Origin of the sequence: Pseudomonas sp. LRP2-20 (genome assembly GCF_024349685.1) — a bacterium.
GTDB lineage: Bacteria > Pseudomonadota > Gammaproteobacteria > Pseudomonadales > Pseudomonadaceae > Aquipseudomonas.
On record NZ_AP025944.1, the window covers coordinates 2704821 to 2724644 of the forward strand.

General features: G+C 62.9%; 20 protein-coding genes and 2 pseudogenes. 8 read left to right on the top strand and 14 right to left on the bottom strand.

The window, feature by feature from the left end; all coding sequences use genetic code 11:
• Positions 1 to 50: 50 nt before the first annotated feature.
• Entirely contained in the window at positions 51 to 662 is a 612-nt protein-coding gene (locus OCX61_RS11945; RefSeq protein WP_261943990.1) for a LysE family translocator, read from the bottom strand.
• Between the two features lie 102 nt (positions 663 to 764).
• Here OCX61_RS11945 and OCX61_RS11950 point away from each other — a divergent pair, with 102 nt between their 5' ends.
• Positions 765 to 1742, top strand: coding sequence for a GlxA family transcriptional regulator (locus OCX61_RS11950; protein ID WP_261943991.1), 978 nt, complete (start codon positions 765 to 767; stop codon positions 1740 to 1742).
• Positions 1743 to 1780: 38 nt separating this feature from the next.
• Here OCX61_RS11950 and OCX61_RS11955 read toward each other — a convergent pair whose 3' ends face one another.
• From OCX61_RS11955 to OCX61_RS11970, 4 genes are all read right to left on the bottom strand, one after another.
• On the bottom strand, positions 1781 to 2632 hold the full coding sequence (locus tag OCX61_RS11955) for a CAP domain-containing protein (protein WP_261943992.1): 852 nt from the start codon (positions 2630 to 2632) through the stop codon (positions 1781 to 1783).
• 165 nt (positions 2633 to 2797) lie between these two features.
• Positions 2798 to 3409 carry a cell wall hydrolase gene (locus OCX61_RS11960; RefSeq protein WP_261943993.1) on the bottom strand — a complete coding sequence of 204 codons (612 nt, stop codon included), beginning with the start codon at positions 3407 to 3409 and terminating at the stop codon, positions 2798 to 2800.
• 47 nt (positions 3410 to 3456) lie between these two features.
• Complete coding sequence (locus OCX61_RS11965) at positions 3457 to 4374, bottom strand: AEC family transporter (RefSeq protein WP_261943994.1); 918 nt, start codon at positions 4372 to 4374, stop codon at positions 3457 to 3459.
• A gap of 99 nt (positions 4375 to 4473) precedes the next feature.
• Complete coding sequence (locus OCX61_RS11970) at positions 4474 to 5337, bottom strand: LysR family transcriptional regulator (RefSeq protein ID WP_261943995.1); 864 nt, start codon at positions 5335 to 5337, stop codon at positions 4474 to 4476.
• 127 nt (positions 5338 to 5464) lie between these two features.
• Between OCX61_RS11970 and sodC the strand changes: the two genes are divergently transcribed.
• The gene (sodC, locus tag OCX61_RS11975; RefSeq protein ID WP_261943996.1) at positions 5465 to 5980 is read left to right on the top strand and encodes a superoxide dismutase [Cu-Zn] SodC; all 516 of its coding nucleotides are present in this window, start codon (positions 5465 to 5467) and stop codon (positions 5978 to 5980) included.
• Between the two features lie 1135 nt (positions 5981 to 7115).
• Here the strand turns inward: sodC and OCX61_RS11980 are convergent.
• Entirely contained in the window at positions 7116 to 7715 is a 600-nt protein-coding gene (locus OCX61_RS11980) for an START domain-containing protein (RefSeq protein ID WP_261943997.1), read from the bottom strand.
• Positions 7716 to 8075: 360 nt separating this feature from the next.
• On the opposite strand from OCX61_RS11980, the gene OCX61_RS11985 reads away from it, so the two are divergent.
• A complete protein-coding gene (locus tag OCX61_RS11985; RefSeq protein ID WP_261943998.1) occupies positions 8076 to 8531 on the top strand; it encodes a hypothetical protein in 456 nt (151 codons plus the stop codon).
• Between the two features lie 97 nt (positions 8532 to 8628).
• Here the strand turns inward: OCX61_RS11985 and OCX61_RS11990 are convergent, their stop codons facing one another.
• From OCX61_RS11990 to OCX61_RS12000, 3 genes are all read right to left on the bottom strand, one after another.
• On the bottom strand, positions 8629 to 9465 hold the full coding sequence (locus tag OCX61_RS11990) for a bifunctional allantoicase/(S)-ureidoglycine aminohydrolase (protein ID WP_027918838.1): 837 nt from the start codon (positions 9463 to 9465) through the stop codon (positions 8629 to 8631).
• Between the two features lie 132 nt (positions 9466 to 9597).
• A complete protein-coding gene (locus OCX61_RS11995) occupies positions 9598 to 10962 on the bottom strand; it encodes an LLM class flavin-dependent oxidoreductase (protein ID WP_261943999.1) in 1365 nt (454 codons plus the stop codon).
• A gap of 16 nt (positions 10963 to 10978) precedes the next feature.
• On the bottom strand, positions 10979 to 11950 hold the full coding sequence (locus OCX61_RS12000) for an aliphatic sulfonate ABC transporter substrate-binding protein (protein WP_261944000.1): 972 nt from the start codon (positions 11948 to 11950) through the stop codon (positions 10979 to 10981).
• A gap of 192 nt (positions 11951 to 12142) precedes the next feature.
• On the opposite strand from OCX61_RS12000, the gene OCX61_RS12005 reads away from it, so the two are divergent.
• A complete protein-coding gene (locus OCX61_RS12005; protein ID WP_261944001.1) occupies positions 12143 to 13021 on the top strand; it encodes an SMP-30/gluconolactonase/LRE family protein in 879 nt (292 codons plus the stop codon).
• A gap of 248 nt (positions 13022 to 13269) precedes the next feature.
• Here the strand turns inward: OCX61_RS12005 and OCX61_RS12010 are convergent, their stop codons facing one another.
• The 5 genes and pseudogenes from OCX61_RS12010 to OCX61_RS12030 form a co-directional block, all read right to left on the bottom strand.
• Positions 13270 to 13932 (bottom strand): class I SAM-dependent methyltransferase, encoded by a 663-nt coding sequence (locus tag OCX61_RS12010; RefSeq protein WP_261944002.1) that lies wholly within the window; start codon positions 13930 to 13932, stop codon positions 13270 to 13272.
• Positions 13933 to 13959: 27 nt separating this feature from the next.
• Positions 13960 to 14781 carry a phosphatase PAP2 family protein gene (locus OCX61_RS12015; protein WP_261944003.1) on the bottom strand — a complete coding sequence of 274 codons (822 nt, stop codon included), beginning with the start codon at positions 14779 to 14781 and terminating at the stop codon, positions 13960 to 13962.
• A gap of 2 nt (positions 14782 to 14783) precedes the next feature.
• Positions 14784 to 15461 carry a lipopolysaccharide core heptose(II)-phosphate phosphatase PmrG gene (gene pmrG, locus OCX61_RS12020; RefSeq protein ID WP_261944004.1) on the bottom strand — a complete coding sequence of 226 codons (678 nt, stop codon included), beginning with the start codon at positions 15459 to 15461 and terminating at the stop codon, positions 14784 to 14786.
• A gap of 80 nt (positions 15462 to 15541) precedes the next feature.
• Positions 15542 to 15682: pseudogene (locus tag OCX61_RS12025) on the bottom strand (transporter); the annotation flags it as partial.
• A gap of 104 nt (positions 15683 to 15786) precedes the next feature.
• Positions 15787 to 16266, bottom strand: coding sequence for a GNAT family N-acetyltransferase (locus OCX61_RS12030; RefSeq protein WP_261944005.1), 480 nt, complete (start codon positions 16264 to 16266; stop codon positions 15787 to 15789).
• Between the two features lie 229 nt (positions 16267 to 16495).
• Here OCX61_RS12030 and OCX61_RS12035 point away from each other — a divergent pair, with 229 nt between their 5' ends.
• The 4 genes and pseudogenes from OCX61_RS12035 to OCX61_RS12050 all read left to right on the top strand — a co-directional run.
• Positions 16496 to 18661 carry a methyl-accepting chemotaxis protein gene (locus OCX61_RS12035; protein ID WP_261944006.1) on the top strand — a complete coding sequence of 722 codons (2166 nt, stop codon included), beginning with the start codon at positions 16496 to 16498 and terminating at the stop codon, positions 18659 to 18661.
• A 64-nt stretch (positions 18662 to 18725) separates the two neighbouring features.
• The gene (locus tag OCX61_RS12040) at positions 18726 to 18926 is read left to right on the top strand and encodes a DUF1289 domain-containing protein (RefSeq protein ID WP_085677616.1); all 201 of its coding nucleotides are present in this window, start codon (positions 18726 to 18728) and stop codon (positions 18924 to 18926) included.
• Between the two features lie 53 nt (positions 18927 to 18979).
• Positions 18980 to 19609 carry a LysE family translocator gene (locus tag OCX61_RS12045; protein WP_261944007.1) on the top strand — a complete coding sequence of 210 codons (630 nt, stop codon included), beginning with the start codon at positions 18980 to 18982 and terminating at the stop codon, positions 19607 to 19609.
• 72 nt (positions 19610 to 19681) lie between these two features.
• Positions 19682 to 19798: pseudogene (locus tag OCX61_RS12050) on the top strand (cupin domain-containing protein); the annotation flags it as partial.
• Between the last annotated feature and the right edge of the window lie 26 nt (positions 19799 to 19824).

Below are 19824 nucleotides of genomic sequence, written 5' to 3' on the forward strand. Positions count from 1 at the left end.
CCCCTTTCGCCGGCAAGCCGGCTGCCACAGGAGCGCGGCAGCCAGCGATATTACCGGCCCAGCGGCAAGGCCACGCCAATCAACGCGAACAGGCTCGCGCAGCAGCGATTGAATCCCTTGCCACCCTTGGCCAGCCATGGCCGGATACGAAACGCCAGGCGCGCCAGCACGTATTCGACCACGCACTCCACGCTGGCAAAGGTCGCTGCCATGGTCACGAACTGCAGCAACAGCCCACGCTGCGGGTCGATGAACTGCGGCAGGAAGGCACCGTAGAACAACAGCACCTTGGGGTTGGCGATCGCAGACAGCAGGCCTTGGCGGAACATCCCCAGGTTGCTCAGGCGGGCTGCCCGCTCGGTCACCTCAAGCTGCAGGGCAGGGCTGCGCCAGAGCTGGATGCCCAGCCACACCAGGTAGGCACCACCCACCCACTTGAGCACGCTCAGCACCGACGCCGAAGTCTGCAGCAACGCCGTCAGCCCGAACATCGCCAGGGCAATCAGCGCACTGAAGCCGAACACCCCGCCGAGAATGGTGAACAGCGTGCGGCGCGCGCCGTACAGCGCGCCGTGGGTCAGGGCGAGCAGGCTGTTCGGGCCAGGGGTCAGCGACAGGCCGATGCTCGCCAGCAGGTAGATGAGCCAGGTATCCAGAGCCATGATAGGTGCCTTTGGTATTCACGAGCGGCCAGTCTATGCGACGGCGCTGCAAGTGCAGGGTATGATCTAGACATTTCATGGTGTTTTCCGGACATGTGTTGCATGACGCCTGATATCCGCCTGCTGATCCTGCCGTTGCCAGATTTCGCCTTGCTGCCATTCGGTGGGTTTCTCGACAAACTGCGCTTCAGCGCCGACGACGAGGACTACAGCCAGCAGCGCTACTGCAGCTGGACCCTGGCCAGCCTCACGGGTGAGCCAGTACCGTCGAGCAGTGGCGCGGTGATGCAGGTGCAGGCCATTGCCGAGCAGTTGCAGTGGGATGACTACGACTACCTGGTGCTGTTCGGCAGCCGCAATGCCGAGGCCACTGCCGCATTGGCACCCCATTACCAGCGCCTGCTCAAGCGTGCGGCCAAGGCGGGGGTGAAACTGGTCGCCATCGACAACGCCGCCTTCCTGCTGGCCGCTTGCGGCCTGCTGGACGGGCACAAAGTCGTGGTGCACTGGCGCCATGAGGCGGAGTTCCGGGCATCCTTCCCGCATCTGCAGCTGTTGCGCGAGCAGTTGTACTGCATGGATGGCGCACGCATCACCTGTGCCGGCGGAACGGCAGCCATCGACCTGGCGGTGGAACTGCTGGCGGGCGCCTGCGGACGCGCCCGGGCGCTCAAGGGGCTGGCCGATATGCTGGTCGACGAGTCGCGTGACAGTCGCCATGCCCTGCGTTCGCTGGAAACCGTTGCGGGGCAGGGTCGCCAGGTGCAGCGCGCGCTGGCGCTGATGCGTCATCACTTGGCGGCGCGTTGGTCGATCGAACAGCTGGCGGGTGAGCTGGGCATCAGCCGCCGGCAACTGGACCGGCAATTCCAGGCCAGCCACGGCATGAGCGCCAAGGCCTGGTGGCTGGAAATGCGCTTGCAGCAGGCGCGCTGGCGATTGCTCAACGCCAGCCACAGCCTGGCGCAGATCGCCGATGAGGTCGGTTTGGGGGATGCCAGTTACCTGGGCAAATGCGTGAAGCGGCGGTTTGGCTGCACAGCATTGACGCTGCGCACACGTGCTACACGCACCGTGTAGGAGCGGCCTTGTGTCGCGAAAGGGCCGCTCCTAGAGGGTCACTGCGGTGTGCCGAACAAACCGGTCCAGTAGATGCCCGCATCGCTCTTCGGGTCCACTGCATAGGCCGCGCCCATTTCGCGGAAGTCCGCGTTCATCAGGGTGGCGCAGTGGCCTGGGCTGTCCAGCCAGCCATCCACCACCTTCTGCGCCGTGTCGCGGCCGGCGGCGATGTTTTCGCCAATCTGCCGATACAGATATCCGGCCAGCTCGGCCCGGTCGCCCGGCGTGCGCCCGTCCTTGTCGATATGGTCGAAGAAGTTCTGGTTGGCCATGGCCCGCGTATGATTGGCCGCCACGCCCGCCAGTGCTGCATTCCAGCTCAACGCTGGCGCTGCGGGGAAGGGCTGGCCACCGCACTGGTGTGGCGCCTTGCGCGCACTGTTGATGGCCTGCAGCAGCTTCTGCCCTTCGGCCTGCCAATCGCCCAGGCGCCCGCTGAGCAAGGGCCGGGCAAGCACGATGCGCCAGTCGCGGCCTTCCTGGCTGACGCCGATGTCGACGAACTGCGGGTCGAGCACCACCTGGCAGAAGCTCTCTTTGATGGCGTTCATGGCCGCATTCGCATCACGTGGGCCAGAGAGGCTGATGGCCTGGACGTTGACCATGGGGTAGGCTGCGCGGCTCATGGCCTGCTGCAGGTCGCGAGTGCCTTCCGGCGACAGGGCCAGGCGCGTGTCGCTGTTGAGCGGCGGCAGTTCCACCGACACCTGGTCACCGCAGCGCTGGGCCTGGCTGCGGTAGGTATTGATCGAATCGATCAGCTGCGCCTCTTCGCCGGTGACGGCCAGGGCTCCGGTCGACAAGACCAGGCCCAGCGACAAGGCGGCAACGGATGACAGGACGCGCATGTGGATCTCCCTGTGACTGGCAGCGTCTTGGTATGCGCTGCTCATCCTACACAAGCGCAAGGCGTTTGGCCCACTCTCGTGCAAAGCAATGAAAACGCCAGCAATGACTTGCGGGCGGCAAAAGAGGGAGTAGACCGGTGAACGCCAGAAAAGTGCGATGGCCTGTCAACGCGCCAGCGCCTGGTTCGGCTTGTAGAACAGAAAGTGCCGGGTCTCGGCGGTTTTGCGATAGGCCTTGGCCCAGTCCGGGTGCACGTTGCGGTCATGGAAATACAAGGCGCCCCCGGTCGGGTCCTTCAACTGCTGGTTCAGCGCCTTGCGCGCGATTTCCTTGGCCACGTCGTAGCGTTGTGCTTCCTCGACCTGGTCGGAGCGCCCGTCACACCACCAGGAAAACTGGCAGGCTTTGGTTTCAACGCCCTGCTTGACCACGCCGCAGATGGTATCGGGGAAGCCTTCATGGCCCAACCGGTTGAGCACCACGCTGGCCACCGCGCTCATGTCCTGGGCATCGGCGCCTTTGGCTTCCCAATAGATGGTGCGGGCCAGGCAGGTGATGCTGTCGTCCATTGGCGCCTGGCCTGCCGGGTCCACCGCCTGCACCTCGACTGGGGTGATGGTTTCTGCTTTTTTCGGCGGTGGGGCATCCTCCACCACCTTTTTCTCAAGCTTTTCGGCCTTGTCTTCGGCCACGGCGGCCTTGGCACTTTCGGCGGCATGCAAGGGGCCTGCGAGCAGGGCCGAGGTCAAGCAGATCACCATCCACGAGAGGCGCATGGTCGAGTTTCCAACGGTGGGGTGATTCACAGTCTAGCCAAGCGGATTCACTTCAGTGCAAGCATCAGCACCAAGGGCAACGTCACGGCTGCGACCACGGTCTGCAGGGCGATGATGGTCGCCATCAATGGCGCGTTGCCGCCCATCTGGCGCGCCATCACGTAAGACGACGAGGCGGTTGGCAAGGCCTGGAACAGCACCGCCACGACCGCCGCCTGGCCGCTCAGCCCAAGCAGGCGGCACAGGCCCCAGGTGGTCAGCGGCATGACCAGGAACTTGAACGCCGATGCCGCCAGCAGTGGGCGCACTTGCTGGCCGAGGCTGGCTCCGCCGAGCGCGGCACCCACGCACAGCAGGCCCAGGGGCAGGGCGGCCTGGCCCAGCGCCTTGACCGTTGGCTCCAGGCCAGCTGGCAGGCCCAGGCCGGTGACCCGCAGCAACAGCCCCCCGGCGCAACCGACGATCAGCGGGTTGGCGAAGATGGCCCGCAGCACCGTCGCTGGCGAACTGTGGCGCGCGCTGAAGCGGGCGAACACCAGCACGCAGAGCAGGTTGACCAAGGGCACGATGGCAGCGTTGGCCACCGCTGCCAGGGCAATCCCGGCGCTGCCGTAGATGCCGGCGGCGAGGGTGGCGCCGATGTAGTTGTTGAAGCGCACGCCGCCCTGGAACACCGAGGTAAAGTCGGCGCCTTCGTGGTTCACTGCACCCTGGTAAAGCACCAGCAGCACGGCACCCAGCAAGGTCGAAAGCATCAGCACGCCGACCATGCCCAGCACCGGTACGCCGTCGAGATTGGCCGTGGCCAGGCCATGCAGGAACAGTGAGGGCAGTAGCACGTAGTAGCTCAGGCGTTCGGCACCAGGCCAGAACGACTCGGCGAGAAAGCCACGGAGCCGCAGAAAGGTGCCCAAGGCGATCAGCAGAATGATGGGTACCAGGGTGGTCAGCAGCAGGTGGAGCATGGGTGTGATTCCGTGGTCGGGTACGGGCACAGGTTAGCGTGGCTGACCGATCGGGAAAAACGTTGATTTCTGCAGCGACTGTTGAGAAAAACTGTACCTTCAGGCGTCCATGGCGGTCTTCAGGACGGCGCTCAGGTGCCGGCGCTGACTCTTTTCGTGTTCCAGCAGCACCACCCGCCGCACCAGCTGGGGCTCGCCAAACGGCAGGCAGGTGGCGGGCGGCAGGCGCTGCAGGTCGTCATCGGCCATGGGAATGATTGCCACACCCAGCCCCATCACCGCCATGCGCGACAGCGCTTCCTGGCTGTCCAGCTCCATCTGTTCGCTGACCTGCAAATGCTGGCGGCGCAGCTCCTGCTCAATCTGACGTCCGGCCCAGGCGCGCTTGTCGAAGCGCAGGAACGGCTGGCTGGCGAGCAGCTGTGGCAGGCTCTGGCCAGCCAGGTCGGGGTGGGCGATGGCCCAGAAGCGGTCTTCGAACAGGGGCGTGAAATCCAGGCTTTGCGGGTAGGGGCTGATCGGCTCGGTGGTGATCGCCGCATCCAGCTCGCCATCTTCGACACGCCGTGCCAGCTCCGCCGACATCCCCGAATTGACGCTGATGTGCAGTTCCGGGTGGTGCGCCTTGATCCACACCAGGGCCTTGGGCAGGCGTCGGGCCAGGACCGTGTGAATCGCCCCCAGACGCAGCCGGCCACGCAGGCTCGGGCCGCTGGCCAGGGCATCGGCCAGTTCGTCGTAGGCGCCGAGTATGTGCTCGGCCCGCGCCACAGCCAGTTGCCCAGCCTCGGTCAGCACCACCTGGCGGCGGCTGCGGTCGAACAGCGCGACCTTGAGCTCGTCCTCGAGGGTCTTGATGTGCAGGCTCACGGCCGAAGGGGTGAGGCTCAGTAGGTCGGCGGCACGGGCGAACGTGCCGTGGCGGGCGATGGTCACCAGGGTGCGCAGGGCTTTGAGGGACACGCGAACGGGCTCCGGGCGGCAAGGGAAGTGTTTCAGTCTGTGGCTGGACGGAATGCCTGGCAAGCTGCGCAGTCTCAAATGTCATGTGGGTACGAAGCCCGCCTATCCCAAGCCATGGAGAAACGACATGAAAGCAGTAGTCTTCAGCGCATTGCTGGCCTCGGCCGGTCTCGCCCAGGCCGCACAGACGGTGGAACTGAAGCTGGCCGGGGCGGATGGTCCGGGCAAGTCGATCGGTACCATCAGCATTGAACAGAACAAGTACGGCACCGTGCTCACCCCCGACCTCAAGGACCTGCCGCCGGGTGTGCATGGCTTCCACCTGCACCAGAAAGGTTCCTGCGCAGCAGCAGAGGAAAACGGCAAGCCGGTGCCGGCGGGCGCGGCGGGCGGCCACTGGGATCCGGACTCCAGCAACGCGCACAAGGGCCCGTATGACGACAGCGGTCACCGTGGCGACCTGCCGGCGCTGTATGTCGGCGCCGACGGCAAGGCCACCTACCCGGTATTGGCGCCACGTCTGAAAGCCTCGGACTTCAAAGGCCATGCTTTGATGGTGCATGCCGGTGGCGACAACCACAGCGATCACCCGGAGAAGCTCGGCGGTGGTGGTGCCCGTGTGGCCTGTGGCGTGGTTCAGTAAACGCGATGTTCAACTGCCATTGTAATCTCCTAAAGCTGGCGCGTTCCTTGTAGGAGCCGCGCTTGTCGTGGCGACGAACCGCGGCGAAGCGGCCCCAATACACTGGTGTTTGTCATGAGTCGAAATCAGCCTTCGAAAGCGATTGCTGTCGACGCCACGGCAAGCGCGGCTCCTAAAAGTACAGCGCATGCCTGGGAGTTGGAGATGATTCTGTAGAAGCCGCAACAGTCACCGCAAGGTCAACTGCTTAACCAATCCACCAACCTCAGCACCGTTGCCTTGCTATCTCGTCCATGCGGCCCCCAGCCCAGCGCCACGCCATGTCTGTGTATGGTGGGCGGGTTGCCGCCGAGGGCGAACACCCCAGGTGCGCTCAATGCACAGGGCCTCGCGTCGTACGATTACCCCCTTTTGATGCTAACCGAGTAGGCGGTATTGATTGAGTCTTTTGGTATTTTCGAGCATTCCAGCAAAAGCATGAAACAAGCAAAAAGTCAACTGGTGTTTTTGTCAGTTGTGCGGTGCTGCTTGCTCATTCATTTTTGAATCTGCGGTTGAAGACTGGTTATGAGCTAAGTGGGAGATTTAAAATGTCTTTTGATAAGTTTGCAGGCTTAGAGTTTATTGAGAATGCCAGAGGGCAAGGGCGATCCGGAGCAAAGCAAGAGCGATCAACAGCAGAGCAATGGTTCAGTGTTGAATGGAGGCGGCCGGATGAGGACTATGAGACCCCATGAGGGCTGAGAAGCGTGGATTGATTACGAATTCCATAAGGGCCATATTCAACTTTACGGTATGATGCCAAATGATTCACGGTTGGTGCTTAATATTCCTGAGGATTATAAAGATGGCACACATGATATCATCACGTTCTGCGACTCGTGGGAGGGGAAGGAAGGCGTCGTATTAGGAGCCACTTTGGACGGAGGTCTGTTGAGTGACTGGCGCGGGCAAGTGAAATTTGAGCGAAAAGAAAAATTTACGGCAACGTTCAGTGCAGTCAGTGACATCGGATATGAAGTTAAGATGGCGAGCATGGAGTTCAATAGTTATAGGAAGTAGTTAATACGCGCCGGTGTGATAGCATACGGTCGTGGATTTGAATTGCATATATTCTGCAAGGAGCGTCAGGCTCTCACGGCTGGCGCTCGGCTACCGCGCGCAAGGTCCGCAGCGTCACCACCGGCGCGTCAACGACGAAACGGTTGGCCAGCCAGCCTGGCACGTCCCCGGCAGGATCTGCCTGCAACTGGTAGGTCACCTCGGTTTGCCGCTCGCCGAGCGGCTTCATGATCCACTCCCCCGATAGGTGCTGCACGCGGATCAACCCTGGTTCTTCTGGCAAGCGGTTCGGTTCGGCGCTCAGGTGCCGCACCAGGGTGCCGTCATCCAGGCGCTCGGTGCGGACCTTGAGAATGATGTCGCGTGGCAGGGTCGGCCACGGCAGGTTGGTAGTCAGGTAGACCCAGGTGCTGTCGCCATCCACGTCCAGCAAGCGCATCTGCTCGCAGGCGTACAGCCATTTGCAGGCTACCCGCAGGTTTTCCTGCAGGTCGGTGAGGGTGCGCACGCTGGCCCTCATGGTGCTGACGCCGCGGAACTGCTGGTAGGGCGAATCGGCCACGCCACTGAGGTACACGCGGATACCTTCGCGGTCGTAGGCAATCTTCCAGTCGTCAGCGGCCAGGCTGGTGGTGGAAACTAGCAGTACGGCAAGTATCAGGCAGCGGTTCATGGCGAGTACCGCGCGACGGGGCAGGGCATTTCAGTATGAGCGGCAAATAGAAAGCCCGCCAGGTGGCGGGCTTTCGCGCATCATCCTGCGCACGCTGGCCTTCATGGTGCTGATGCAGCGAAACTGCTCTGCTAGGGCTAACCGACCACGCCACTCTGGTACACGCGGATACCTCCGCGCTTGTAGGTGAGGCTCCCTTGTGCTGAGGAACCCCCATTATGGGCGGCATCCGATTACCTGCCAAATATCTGATTGGCGCATCCCTACCTAGCATTTTTGCTAGTTGTAGAGAACGTGGGCCGGACTTATCTTGCGGGTGCGGCAAATCTGAAGCCGTTACTTTTTTTGGAGAGCAAGATAATGGATAATTTGAGTAAATTTAAGCTGCTCGGCATTGATGCTGTGCCCAAGAAAGCGTTGCGCGCCGATCAAAGTAGTGAGGTGAGGATTAAATATCCTAATAAAGAAACTGTAGTTTATAAAATGTGGCTTTCCATCGAGGGTAAAACACTGACCGCTGTGTCGGATAATCCATTTGCAGTAATGGCCCTGGAATTTGACTTTGACGTGTCGCAACTTGACCGTGAGGAGACGGTATATGTCATTAAAAGAGACCGTCAGCACTCCGGTCACGTCACGCTGGGAGCGGCTCTTTCTACAATTGTAAGTGATTGGGAAGGCTCGCTCACAACTACTTACGACCAAGATAAGGGTTTTAAGATTAACTATGCGTGTCGTGCCGAACAAGCGTATGAAGGGCGGAGAGCCGAAGGGCCGTATCAAGTGTTGAGTGCCGAAATCAGGTTCAAGTTATAAGTCTTGGATGCAGGGGCTTGAAGGGTAAGCAAAATAACGCTGGCTATCATGTGTAGCAAAGCGAAAGACGGGGCACGCAGTGTGCCCCGTCCTCCCGTCAGCGCTGAGGATTCAACGTCAAGTGCACATGACGGTTGACGTCCTTGTACAGCAGGTAGCTGAACTTGCCTGGGCCGCCAGCGTAGCAGGCCTGCGGGCAGAAGGCGCGCAGCCACATGAAGTCGCCGGCTTCCACTTCGACCCAGTCCTGGTTCAGGCGGTACACCGCCTTGCCTTCCAGCACATAAAGCCCATGTTCCATGACGTGGGTTTCAGCGAACGGAATCACGCCGCCCGGCTGGAAGGTGACGATGTTGACGTGCATGTCGTGACGCATGTCGGCCATGTCGACGAAGCGGGTGGTGACCCAGCGGCCTTCGGTACCTGGCATTTCGATGACGGTGGCGTTGTCGCGGTGGGTGACGAACGACTCAGGCACGGCCAGGCCTTCGACCTTCTGGTAGTGCTTGCGCAGCCAGTGGAAGGTGACGTTGGCCTTGCTGTTGTTGCGCAGGCTCCACTCGGCGCCCGGGGCCAGGAAGGCATAGCCGCCTGGGGTCAGGGTGTGGTGCTTGCCTTCGACGGTGATGTCCAGCTCGCCTTCGACGATGAACACTACCGCTTCGGCGTTCGGGTCCAGCTCAGGGCGCTCGCTGCCGCCTTCCGGAGCCACTTCGACGATGTACTGCGAGAAGGTTTCGGCAAAACCGGTCAGCGGGCGAGCGATGACCCACATGCGCATCTTGTCCCAGAACGGCAGGTGGCTGGTGACGATGTCACGCATCACGCCTTTGGGGATGACGGCATAGGCTTCGGTGAACATGGCACGGTCAGTCAGCAGCTCGGTCTGAGCTGGGTGCCCACCGTGGGGGGCGAAGTAGGAGTGGTTCGACATGAGCGGTCTCGACTTGTTGTTCTCTCCCCGTGCCTTGGACCACACCGGCCGGTGCGTGCAGGGGATGTGCGGACAGCATAGGGGGCAGCCCGCATCATCCACAAATTAAATGTTGAAATACTCGACATTCAGTTACTGAATGCGAACCTGGCGCCCCGCGTGGGCCTCCGGCAGGCGGTCGCCGTGGCCGAAAAGCTTGTGGCGCAAGGTGCCGTCGGCGTAGCCCAGTGGGTAGCGACCACGGCGCTGAAGCTCCGGTACCAGCAGTTCGACGACGTTGGCCAGGTCGTCCGGTTGTACGGCATAGGTGAGGTTGAAACCGTCGATGCCGGTCAGCTCGAGCCAGTGCTCCAGCTGGTCGGCAATCTCGCCTGGCGAACCGACCAGTACCGGGCCACGTCCGCCCAGGCCGACGAATTCCGCGGCTTCCCGCACGGTCCAGCGGCGGTTCGGGTCGGCGGCAGTGAACGCCGCCAGGGCGGCGCGGCCAGCATCATTCTCGACATATTCGATGGGCGCATCCGGCTCGAGGCCGGCGAAGTCGATGCCGGTCCAGCCCGAAAGCAGGGCGAGGGCCGCATCCAGGTCGACGTAACGGCGGTATTCGGCAAAGCGCGCCTGGGCCTCTTGTGTGGTTGGCGCGACGATCAGCAGCGCCTGGGCATAGATCAGCACCTCGTCGCGGCCACGCCCGGCCACCTCGCTGGCCTGGCGAATACCGTCGGCGTAGCGGCGCAGCACGGTGGGGGTCGGGCCGCTGATGAACACGCATTCGGCATGCCGGGCGGCGAACTGCTGGCCGCGCGCCGAGGCACCGGCCTGGAACAGTACCGGTGTGCGCTGGGGCGAAGGCTGGCACAGGTGCATGCCGGGCACCTGGAAGTGTTCGCCCGCGTGCTGGATGGCGTGCACTTTCGACGGTTCGATGTAGCGGCCGGTTTCGCGTTCCAGTGGCACGGCATCGTCCTCCCAGCTTTTTTCCCAGAGTTTGTACAGCACCTCCAGGTACTCCTCGGCCAGGTCATAGCGCTGGTCATGGCCCAGCTGGCGGGCCAGGCCCAGGTTGCGCGCGGCGCTGTCGAGGTAGCCGGTGACGATGTTCCAGCCAACCCGGCCATTGCTCAGGTGATCGAGCGTCGACATGCGCCGGGCAAACGGATAGGGGTGCTCGTAGGTCAGCGAGAAGGTCACGCCGAACCCCAGGTGCTCGGTGACCCCGGCCATGGCCGGCACCAGCAGCAGAGGGTCGTTGACCGGCACCTGCACGCCACCGCGCAAGGCAGCTTGCGGTCCACCCTGGTAGACATCGTAGATACCCAGCACGTCGGCGATGAACAGCGCATCGAACAGCCCGCGCTCCAGCAGGCGCGCGAGGTCGGTCCAGTAGTCCAGGCGGTTGAACGCCACGCTGGTGTTGCGCGGGTGGCGCCACAGCCCCGGGGACTGGTGGCTGGCGGCGTTCATGCTGAAGGCGTTGAAACGGATGTGGCGGGGCATGGCGTTCACTCCCTGGTCACGGCAATACAGACGCCGGGTAGATCGCATCGGCCACCTGCAGCTTGCGCGGGATCAGGCCCAGGCCATGGAAGGTATCGGCCAGTTTCTGCTGCTCGGCGACGATCTCAGGGGTGATGGCCACGGCGTTGTAGTTGCGCCGCTCGCTGGCCACCTCCAGCACGTTGGCGCTGATGCCCAGTTGTGGTGCCAGCAGCGCGGCGACTTCGGCGGGCTTGGCGTTGGCCCACTGGCTGACCTTGCCCAGCTCGCTGAAGAAGGTTTTCAGCAGGTCGCGGTGCTGGTCGGCGAAGGCGGCGGTGGACAGGTAGAAGGTGCGGTTGTTGGACAGGCCGCTGCCATCGCGCAGGTTCTTCAGGCCCGGCTGGCTTTCGGCTGCGGCGAGGAACGGGTCCCACAGGGTCACAGCCTGCACGCTGCCTGATTGCAGGGCGGCAACAGCATCGGCGGCGTTGTTGACATAGGCCGGGGTGATGTCCTTGTAGCTCAGGCCGGCCTGCTCCAGAGCCACCGCCAGCAGGTATTGGGCATTCCAGCCGCGGCCGGTGGCCACGCGCTTGCCTTTGAGGTCCTGCACCGCGGTGAGGTGATCCTGCTCGCGCACCACCAAGCCGATGCCGCGCGGGTAGGGTTGTTCGGCGGCCAGGTAGACCACCGGCTTGCCGGCGGCCTGGGCGAACACCGATGGCGCGTCTGCAGCGTGGCCCAGGTCGATGGCACCGGTGCTAAGCGCCTCGAGCAGTTGCGGCCCGGCGGCGAATTCGTGCCAGCTGACCTTCACGCCTTGGGGCGCCAGGGCCTTTTCCAGCGCGCCGCTGCCTTTGAGGATGTTGATGCTGTTGAATTTCTGATAGCCGATGCGCAGGGTCTTGGTGTCTTCGGCGAAGGCGCTGGACCAAGGCAGCAGGCTGCTGGCGACAGTCGCCAGAATGCCGCCTAGCAGCAGGCGGCGCAGGGGGGAGAAGGGCATTGACGTCGCTCCTTGAGCAGGTGGGAAAGGGTGCACCCAGCCTAAGGAGGAGGCCTCTGGCTTTCAATTTTTTAATTCCATTTTGTTAGAATGTTTTGTTCTTTTTATATCATTTTGTGTTTGCGTCATCTGATGACGACAATTTCTCATGCGCTTGCTAGCATTCGGGCCAAAATCGAGGAGCCCCCGTTCATGTCCATCCTGCGCCGGCGCAGCACCCGTATCGCCCTGATTGCCACCACCGGCCTGGTGGCCGCGACTCTCGGCTTTTTCGCCTGGCAATCGTTCTACCCGGTGCAGGCCGCCAGTGGCTGGCGTGTTCAGGTGCTGCACCGCGACGTGGCCAAGGCCGCCTCGCTGCTGCCCCAGGCCGACGGCAGCCTGCTGGTCAGCCGCGAGCTGGATGACGGCAAAGGCAGCATTCTCAAGATCACCGCCAGCGGCGACCGCGTGGTGCTGATCGACAACCTGTCCAAGCCCGACGGCATGGTCGCGGCACAAGGTGGCTGGGTGTTCAGCCAGGAAGGCGGCCACGCGCCGGTCAGCCTGTCCCGCGATGGCCAGGTCACCCACCTGTTCAACGGTGATAGCGTGCAGGGGCTGTGGAACGACGGCGATCACCTGTATGCCATCGAAGACCGCAAGGGCAATGGGCGCCTGATGCGCTATGACTGGGCCAGCGGCCAGCTCGACGTGCTGCGTTCGGGGTTGACCGAAACCGAGGGCCTGGCCCGTTGCGCCGACGGCCGCCTGCTGTACACCGAAAAAGGCACCGGTATCGTTCGTGCGTTGTCCGATGACGGTAAAGACCCGGTGGTGGTCGAGGGCCTGCGCCATCCCACCTTCCTGATGTGCGACCAGCGTGGCCTGTGGATCAGCGAAGACAACACCCACCGCGCGCGCCTGCTGCGCGTGGATGCCGATGGCACCCAGCACGTGGTACTGACCTTCCTCAAGGCACCGCAGTCGATCGTTGCGGACGGCAAGGGTGGCTACCTGCTCGCGGAAGGCGGGCGCAATCGCGTGCTGCAGCTGACCCCGCCCGCCGACGAGGCCACCGCCCAGCGTTAACTGGGCAGGCGGCGATATCGCGGGGTTGCATGGGGCAGGGTCCGTCCAGGCAGGAGGCACGCAGGCTAGCGGGTTGTTGAATGGAATTTCAAGATCGATGCTGCCTGTTCCGGCGCTTTCGCGGGCAAGCCCGCTCCCACAGGTTTCGCACAAACCTCAGGTTCTGTGGAGTACCTGTCTTGCTCAATTTCCAGAATCTGGCGCGATCCCTGTGGGAGCGGGCTTGCCCGCGAAGAGGCCGGAACCGGCTAACCCGCAATCATCAGCAACGACTGTGGCACGGGGCTTTGTGGATGCTGCGGTTCTTGCAGGCTCAGCAATCTGAAACCCGCCATGTCCAGCGCATTCAGCCAGCTGGCCAAAGTCCGGAAATACCACGGCATCGGTCGCCAGTCGCCAGCAAACCCGGTAAACGACTCCTCGCGCCAGCCGTCCTGATAATCACCGCCCGCCACGCTCCAGGGGTGCAAGGTCTGGATCACCAGCGCGCCAGCGGGTGCGAGCAGGGCTTTCATGGCCGCCAGCAAGGGGATGATGTCTTGATGCAGCAGGGCGAAATTGGCGCAGATCAGGTCATAGCCACTGCCAATGTCCACCGCACCTTCGGCCAGCTGCGCATAACTGGCCTGGTGCACCTGCGCTGAGCCTGCGGCCCGGGCAGCCTCCACCAGCGCGGCGTCGCCATCCACACCGGCCACCTCGATGCCGCGATCAGCCAGCGCCCGCAGCAACCAGCCCTCGCCGCAGCCGAGGTCCAGCACCCGCTCAGGCTGGCGACCGAGGATCGCCAGCAGGATTGCCTGGTCGGTCACCTGCAGGCGGCTCTCGATGGCGCCGCCACGCACTGCGTCTATCCAGGCCCGGGCGTTGAGCTGCCAGCTGTGCAGCAGGGCGTCTTCGGGGTTGGGCATGGTCGTGTTCCTGAGCAGAGGGCCTGCTCAAGCATAGGCATCTACCGGTGCCTTGTCTGCGCTCGCCTGCGCCGGTGCCTGCAGCGCCTCGCGGCCGTAGAAGCCCAGGGCAGTGGCCCAGGTGGTCAGCCACACGAAGATCCCGGCCCAGAAGGTGTGCGACATGTAGTGCCAACCTTGCAGCACGCGGGTCGTGCCGTAGATGAAGCCGATCAGCAGAATGGCAACCAGCAGCTTGCGCGCATGCTGCCAGCGGTGGCGCAGTGCCACGAAGTACAGCGCCAGCAGGGTGAAGCCGCTGGAAGCGTGGCCGCCCGGCCAGCAACGGCCTTCGCCAGCCTTGCTGAACCAGCTGAAGTTCTCGTACCACTCCACGCGTGCTTCGTGGCCGCCGTAGAGGGTGGTTTCCACCGGGCAGTACACGCTGGTGTGGCTTTTCAGGTAATGGATGACGGTGGTGCACAAGGCAAATGCCACCACCACGAACAGAAAGTCACGGCGATGACGGCTGGTGAAGCGCAGGACCGGGCTGATTCGAGCGGCATTCAGGCCGCGGGTGATCAGGGCGTCGGGGTGGTTGGCCAGGCGTGGCCAGATGAACGACAGCAGCGAACCGATAACCGCCGCCTCACCGGTCCAGTCCGGCAGGATGCGTGGCCATTTGTGGGTCACTTTCTCGAACAGCCTGTTTTCCAGCAGCGGGAATTGCCCGGTGACCGGGTCGAGCAGCAGGTTGCTGATCCAGCGGTCCAGTTCGGTAAGGTCGAACAGCAGGAACACGATCGCTGCCAGCAGCAGTGGCAAGAGCAGGTTGTTGGCGTAGAACGTGGTGCGTGAAGAAACGGGCATGCTTACTTCCCTGTGCTGCTGTTGAGTGTCTGCCATTGGTTGGCGTTGAGTTGCCCGAGCAAGTGGGCCTTGCCGTTGCTGTCTTTGCTGATGAACAGGGTGCTGGCATAGCCGGCAACGCGTTCGCCGCCTGCTACGCGCAGTTGCCGTTCGAGGTGATCGATGCAGCCACTGTGGGTGACCAGCACCAGGTTGTGGCCCTCGCGCTTGTGCGCCAGGGCGGCGTTGGCAAAGGTGCTGTCACAGCGCGCCAGCCATTCCTGGGTTTCGATACCCTTGCCGAAGACGAACGACGCGGTCTGCTGGGTGCGGACTTCCGGGCTGCTGAGGATATCGGCATTGGCCAGGCCCAGGCGGCGGATGCCGTCGCCGACGGCGGCAGCGGCCTGGCTGCCGTCAACGGTGATGCCGGCAGGGTCGCCAAGGCAGGCATGGTTGGAGCGGTCGCAGCGTTCGGCATGGCGGACCAGGACAATCACCTTGCCGCTGTTCCAGGCGCTGTAGACGCCATTTTCGCTCATCAGTTGCGGGCTGCCCAAGTTGGTGACATGCGGACGAAGCACGTGCCAGAGGCCGAACGCCATGATGGCCAGCAATACGGCCAACAGCCAGACTGCAGGCAGTTTCCGGCGTTTCGGGCGCAGAAGGCGCGGGTGCGTCGCAATAACATTTTCCAGCATGCTGCCACTCCGAGGACAAGGCTGGCAGCACCTTATCCTCGGGTTTGTGGCCCTGGAGTGAAGCAGATGTGAAAATTGTCTTATCCCTGCCAGCCGCCGCCGAGCGTCTTGTACAAGGTCACCCGGTTGACCTGCTCGGCCAGTTGCAGGCTGATCAGCGCCTGCTGCGCGCAATAGAGCGGGCGCTGGGCGTCGAGCATATTGAGGAAGCTGTCCGAGCCTTGCTTGTTCCGCGCCAGCGACAGGTTGTTACGGGTCTGGTTGTTATCGGTCTGCAATGTAAGCGATGTCTCGGGTTTGTACCCGCGAAGGGGCCAGAGCAGGATTACAGGGCCTTGCGCATGAACACACGAGAAAACCCTTGCTCTTCGGCCCGGTGAGTCTCGACATAACCCAGTTTCTTATAGAGCTCGATGTTCTCGGTCATCCGCTCGTGGGTATACAGCCGCACCGCGCTGCACCCAACCTGCCGTGACCGGGTTTCGCACAGCTGCATCAGCACCTTGCCAATCCCTTGGCCCTTGCACTCGGGCAACACGGCGACATTGACCAGCAGCATCTCGTCACTCTCAGGCTCCAGTACCAGCACGCCGGCAACGCGCTTTCCTTGCAGTGCTACATGCACCTCTGCGTCTGCGATAACCTGGCGGTAGTCATCCAGCATCGGAGCGGGCGGTTTGCCGATGCGCGCGATATAGGGCGAGTAGGCCGCCTGGACCAGCCCGGTGATGGCCTCGACGTCAACGGGCTCGGCTCTGCGAAGGATTAGAGGTAAATGCAAAGTAGGGTCTCCGGAAGTCTGCATGAGCTTAATGCAGGCAATCTTGCAGGGCCAATCGTCGTGAGTCTGCGGTTCTTCCTCGGATTCATCGCCAGAACAATCGCCCCGTGATGGGGCGCGTTTGAACGGGTGCACCCTGCCAGTGCGCTTGCAGGGTGCGTGGACCGCTGGAAAGCGCGATAGTTAGCTTGCACACGAGTTGGCGTGCAACTTGCTATCACTTTGCCATCTGATGTCGCTTATGGTGAAGATAATGTCGCTTTCAAGTAGCTCCATGCAGTTGTCATCGAGCGAGAAGGGCTGGCTGCCGTGGTTCGGCAAGACCGGCAAGTTCAGCATGGGCTGGGCCTGCCACCTCAACCGCGCGCACTACCCGGTGGTCGAGCAGACCTTCGAAGCCATCGCCCAGACCCGCGTGCAGTTGCTGCAGAACTGGGCCCGCGAGCAGTGGGAGCACCTGGCCGAGCTGGCGGAGCAGATGGCGCCAGGCGGCGCTGAGATCGACCGTTCGGTGTTGCTCGACAAGCTGGCCCAGGCTAAAGATTTTTCCGAGCTGTGCGTGATCGACACCGCTGGCAATGTCACCGTCTCTACCTGGGCAAAGCGCGGCAACTCACGGATCGACCAGATGCAGGCATTGGCCCAGGGCCTGAAGGCGCCGTTCCTCCACGGCCCCTACAGCGACCCGCTGACGTTGCAGATCGGCCCGTCGTCGTCGCGCTTCCATGATGAAGTGACGCTGATGTTCTACCAGCCGCTCAAGCGCGAAGGCAAAACCGTCGGCTGCCTGTGTGGCCGGGTGCCCAACGATGTGCTCGGTGACCTGATCCAGCGTGAAGCCGGGCACATTTTTGCCGAATCCGGCGACAACTACCTGTTCATGGCGCAGTCGCACTTCGACCGCACCATCGAGCCAGGCACTGCCTTGTCCCGTTCGCGTTTCGAGGACGGCACCTTCACCCACGGCGAGAACCTCAAGAGCGGCGTGCACACGCCCTGGACCACGGTGCAGATCCAGCGCCACACCGAGCTGGAACTGCGCTTCACCGACCCCTCCACCCGTGAACTGCACCCCGGTGTACGGGAAACCATCCGTCACGGGGCCAACCTGTTCGTGACCTACCCAGGCTATTCGGACTATCGCCATGTGCCGGTGGTGGGCAAGGGCGTCACGTTCCAGTTGCCGGGCTCGCCAGACCGTTGGGGGATGATGTGTGAAGCCGACCTGGAAGAAGTCTACCGCCGCCGTTCGCTCAGCTACGGGCTGATGAAGCCCTACGTGGCGACCATGGCCGGGCTGTTCGGCTGCAACTACCTGGTGCAGCACTACGCCGGCTTGCCACAGGGGCTGAACGACGCCATCGAGGCGCTGTGCATGGTTGCCGCCACGCTGCTGTTCAGTGTGCTCGGGCCGAAGCGGCTGGCTGCACGCCTGAACGGCATGAGCGGCGTGCTGCGCACCATCGCCGAAGGCGAAGGCAACTTGCGCCAGCGCCTGGACACCAGCGCCATGGCCAATGACGAAAGTGGCGACATGGCGCGCTGGATCAACAGCTTCATCGACCGCCTGGACGCGGTGGTCGGGCAGGTGGTCAAGGCCAGTCGCACGGTGGGCGCCACCAACCAGATGATGCTGGGCCGCAGCCAGGCGGCGAGCGTGACTTCCACCGATGTGGCCGACGCGGTTCACCAGATGATGATCATCATGGAAGAACAGCTGGGCGAGCTGCAGCAGGCATCGGTCAGCGCTGAGCAGATGAAACAGGCCATGGACGAGGTGGTCAGCCGCGCCCGCGAACAGTTTCTGGCCGTGCAGGCCGGCACCCAGTCGATTCGCGATGTGGTGGCGCGTTCCTCGTCGAGCGTGCAGTTGCTCGACAGCCGCATGGGCCAGATCGGCAACATCACCGGGCTGATCAGCGACATCACCAACCAGACCAACCTGCTGGCCCTCAATGCCGCCATCGAGGCCGCGCGGGCCGGGGAGCATGGCCGTGGTTTCGCGGTGGTGGCCGACGAGGTGCGCAGCCTGGCTGCGCGTACCTCGCGTGCTGCCGACGACATCCGGCACATGGTCGAAGGCCTGCAGAACGAAACCCAGCAAGCCGTGAACTTCATGGAGGAGGGCGTGCAGGATGTCGATGACAGCCTGCGCCTGGCGGAGGATGCCTCGTCGGAGAACGTCCAGCTGCATCAGGCGGTGGAGGCGATGTTCGCAATCATCCAGCAGCTCAACCGGCGCAGCATGGAGTACGGAAAGACCATCGACCAGGTCAACCAGTCCTCCAGTGATATGCGCCAGACAGCGGTGGTGTTGCAGAGCAGTGCCGAGACGGTGAAGGCCAATGCCAGCAAGTTGCAGAAGCTGGTGGGGCAGTTCGAGGTCAGCAGTGAGGGTGGGCGTGCTGCGGCAGCTTGAGCTGGCGAATCTGTGGGCGCGGTTTCATACAGGGTATGATGCGCGCCCGCAATCGGAGCCCGCCATGGCCAAAGACATCGAAAACCCCTGCGTCTCGCTTTGCCAGCTCAACAGCGAGCTGTGCGTGAGCTGCGGCCGCACCCGTGAGGAAATCCGCAAGTGGCGCGGCATGAAGCGCCCGGAGAAGATGGCCACCGTGCAACGCGCGGCCACGCGGATGAAGGCCATCAGCAAAAAGAACGCCAAGCGCCAGGGCAGCGACTGAAGCCGCTGCGCTTGTGTAAGATGCTGGCTCCGCACTGTTCTTGAGCCTGCCGTATGGATACCCACTCGCTTCTCGCCTTTACCCTGGTCGCTGCAATCGCCATCGCAAGCCCGGGGCCGGCCACCTTGATGGCCATCAACAACAGCCTCAACCATGGCCAGCGCAGCACGCTGTGGTCGTCGCTGGGCAATGGCACGGGGCTGTTTTGCCTGTCGGCGGCCGCCATGCTCGGGCTGGGGGCCTTGTTGGCCAGTTCAGAGATGTTGTTCAACGCAGTCAAGCTGATCGGTGCCGGCTACCTGTTCTACCTCGGTGCCCGTCAATTGCTCAAGAAAGGCCCGATGCTGATGGATCAGTCGGCGGCCAAGGTCAGCAGGCCGACCCCGATGAAGTTGTACCAGTCGGCGTTCCTGACCGCCGTCACCAACCCCAAGGCGACCCTGTTCTTCACTGCACTGTTCCCGCAGTTCATCGACCAGGGCGCGCCGCTGCTGCCGCAGTTCCTGACCCTGACCGGGATTTTCGTGGCCTTGTCGCTGACGTCGCTGAGCCTCTATGCCGCGCTGGCCGCGCGGGCCAAAGGTGTGCTGACCCGGCCGGCGCTGTCGCGCTGGGTGAGCCGGGTGGTCGGCACCACGTTCATTGGCTTTGGTGCGGCGATTCTCACCATGCGCCGGCAGTAACCCCTCGCTGGCAAGCCGGCTCTTACAGGGATATCACCGGCCTGCAGGCCTGCACTATACCTGTGGGAGCCGGAGCACAGAACAGCGGCTGAGACGGAAACAAGACTCATGATGATCGAGCCGCGAGGGGTGTTGAATACCGGTCATGAAGGCGGGGAGCGAACAGCGCTGAATGACGTCTGGATCTGATTCGAGATCGATAGCAGTGGCTCGCT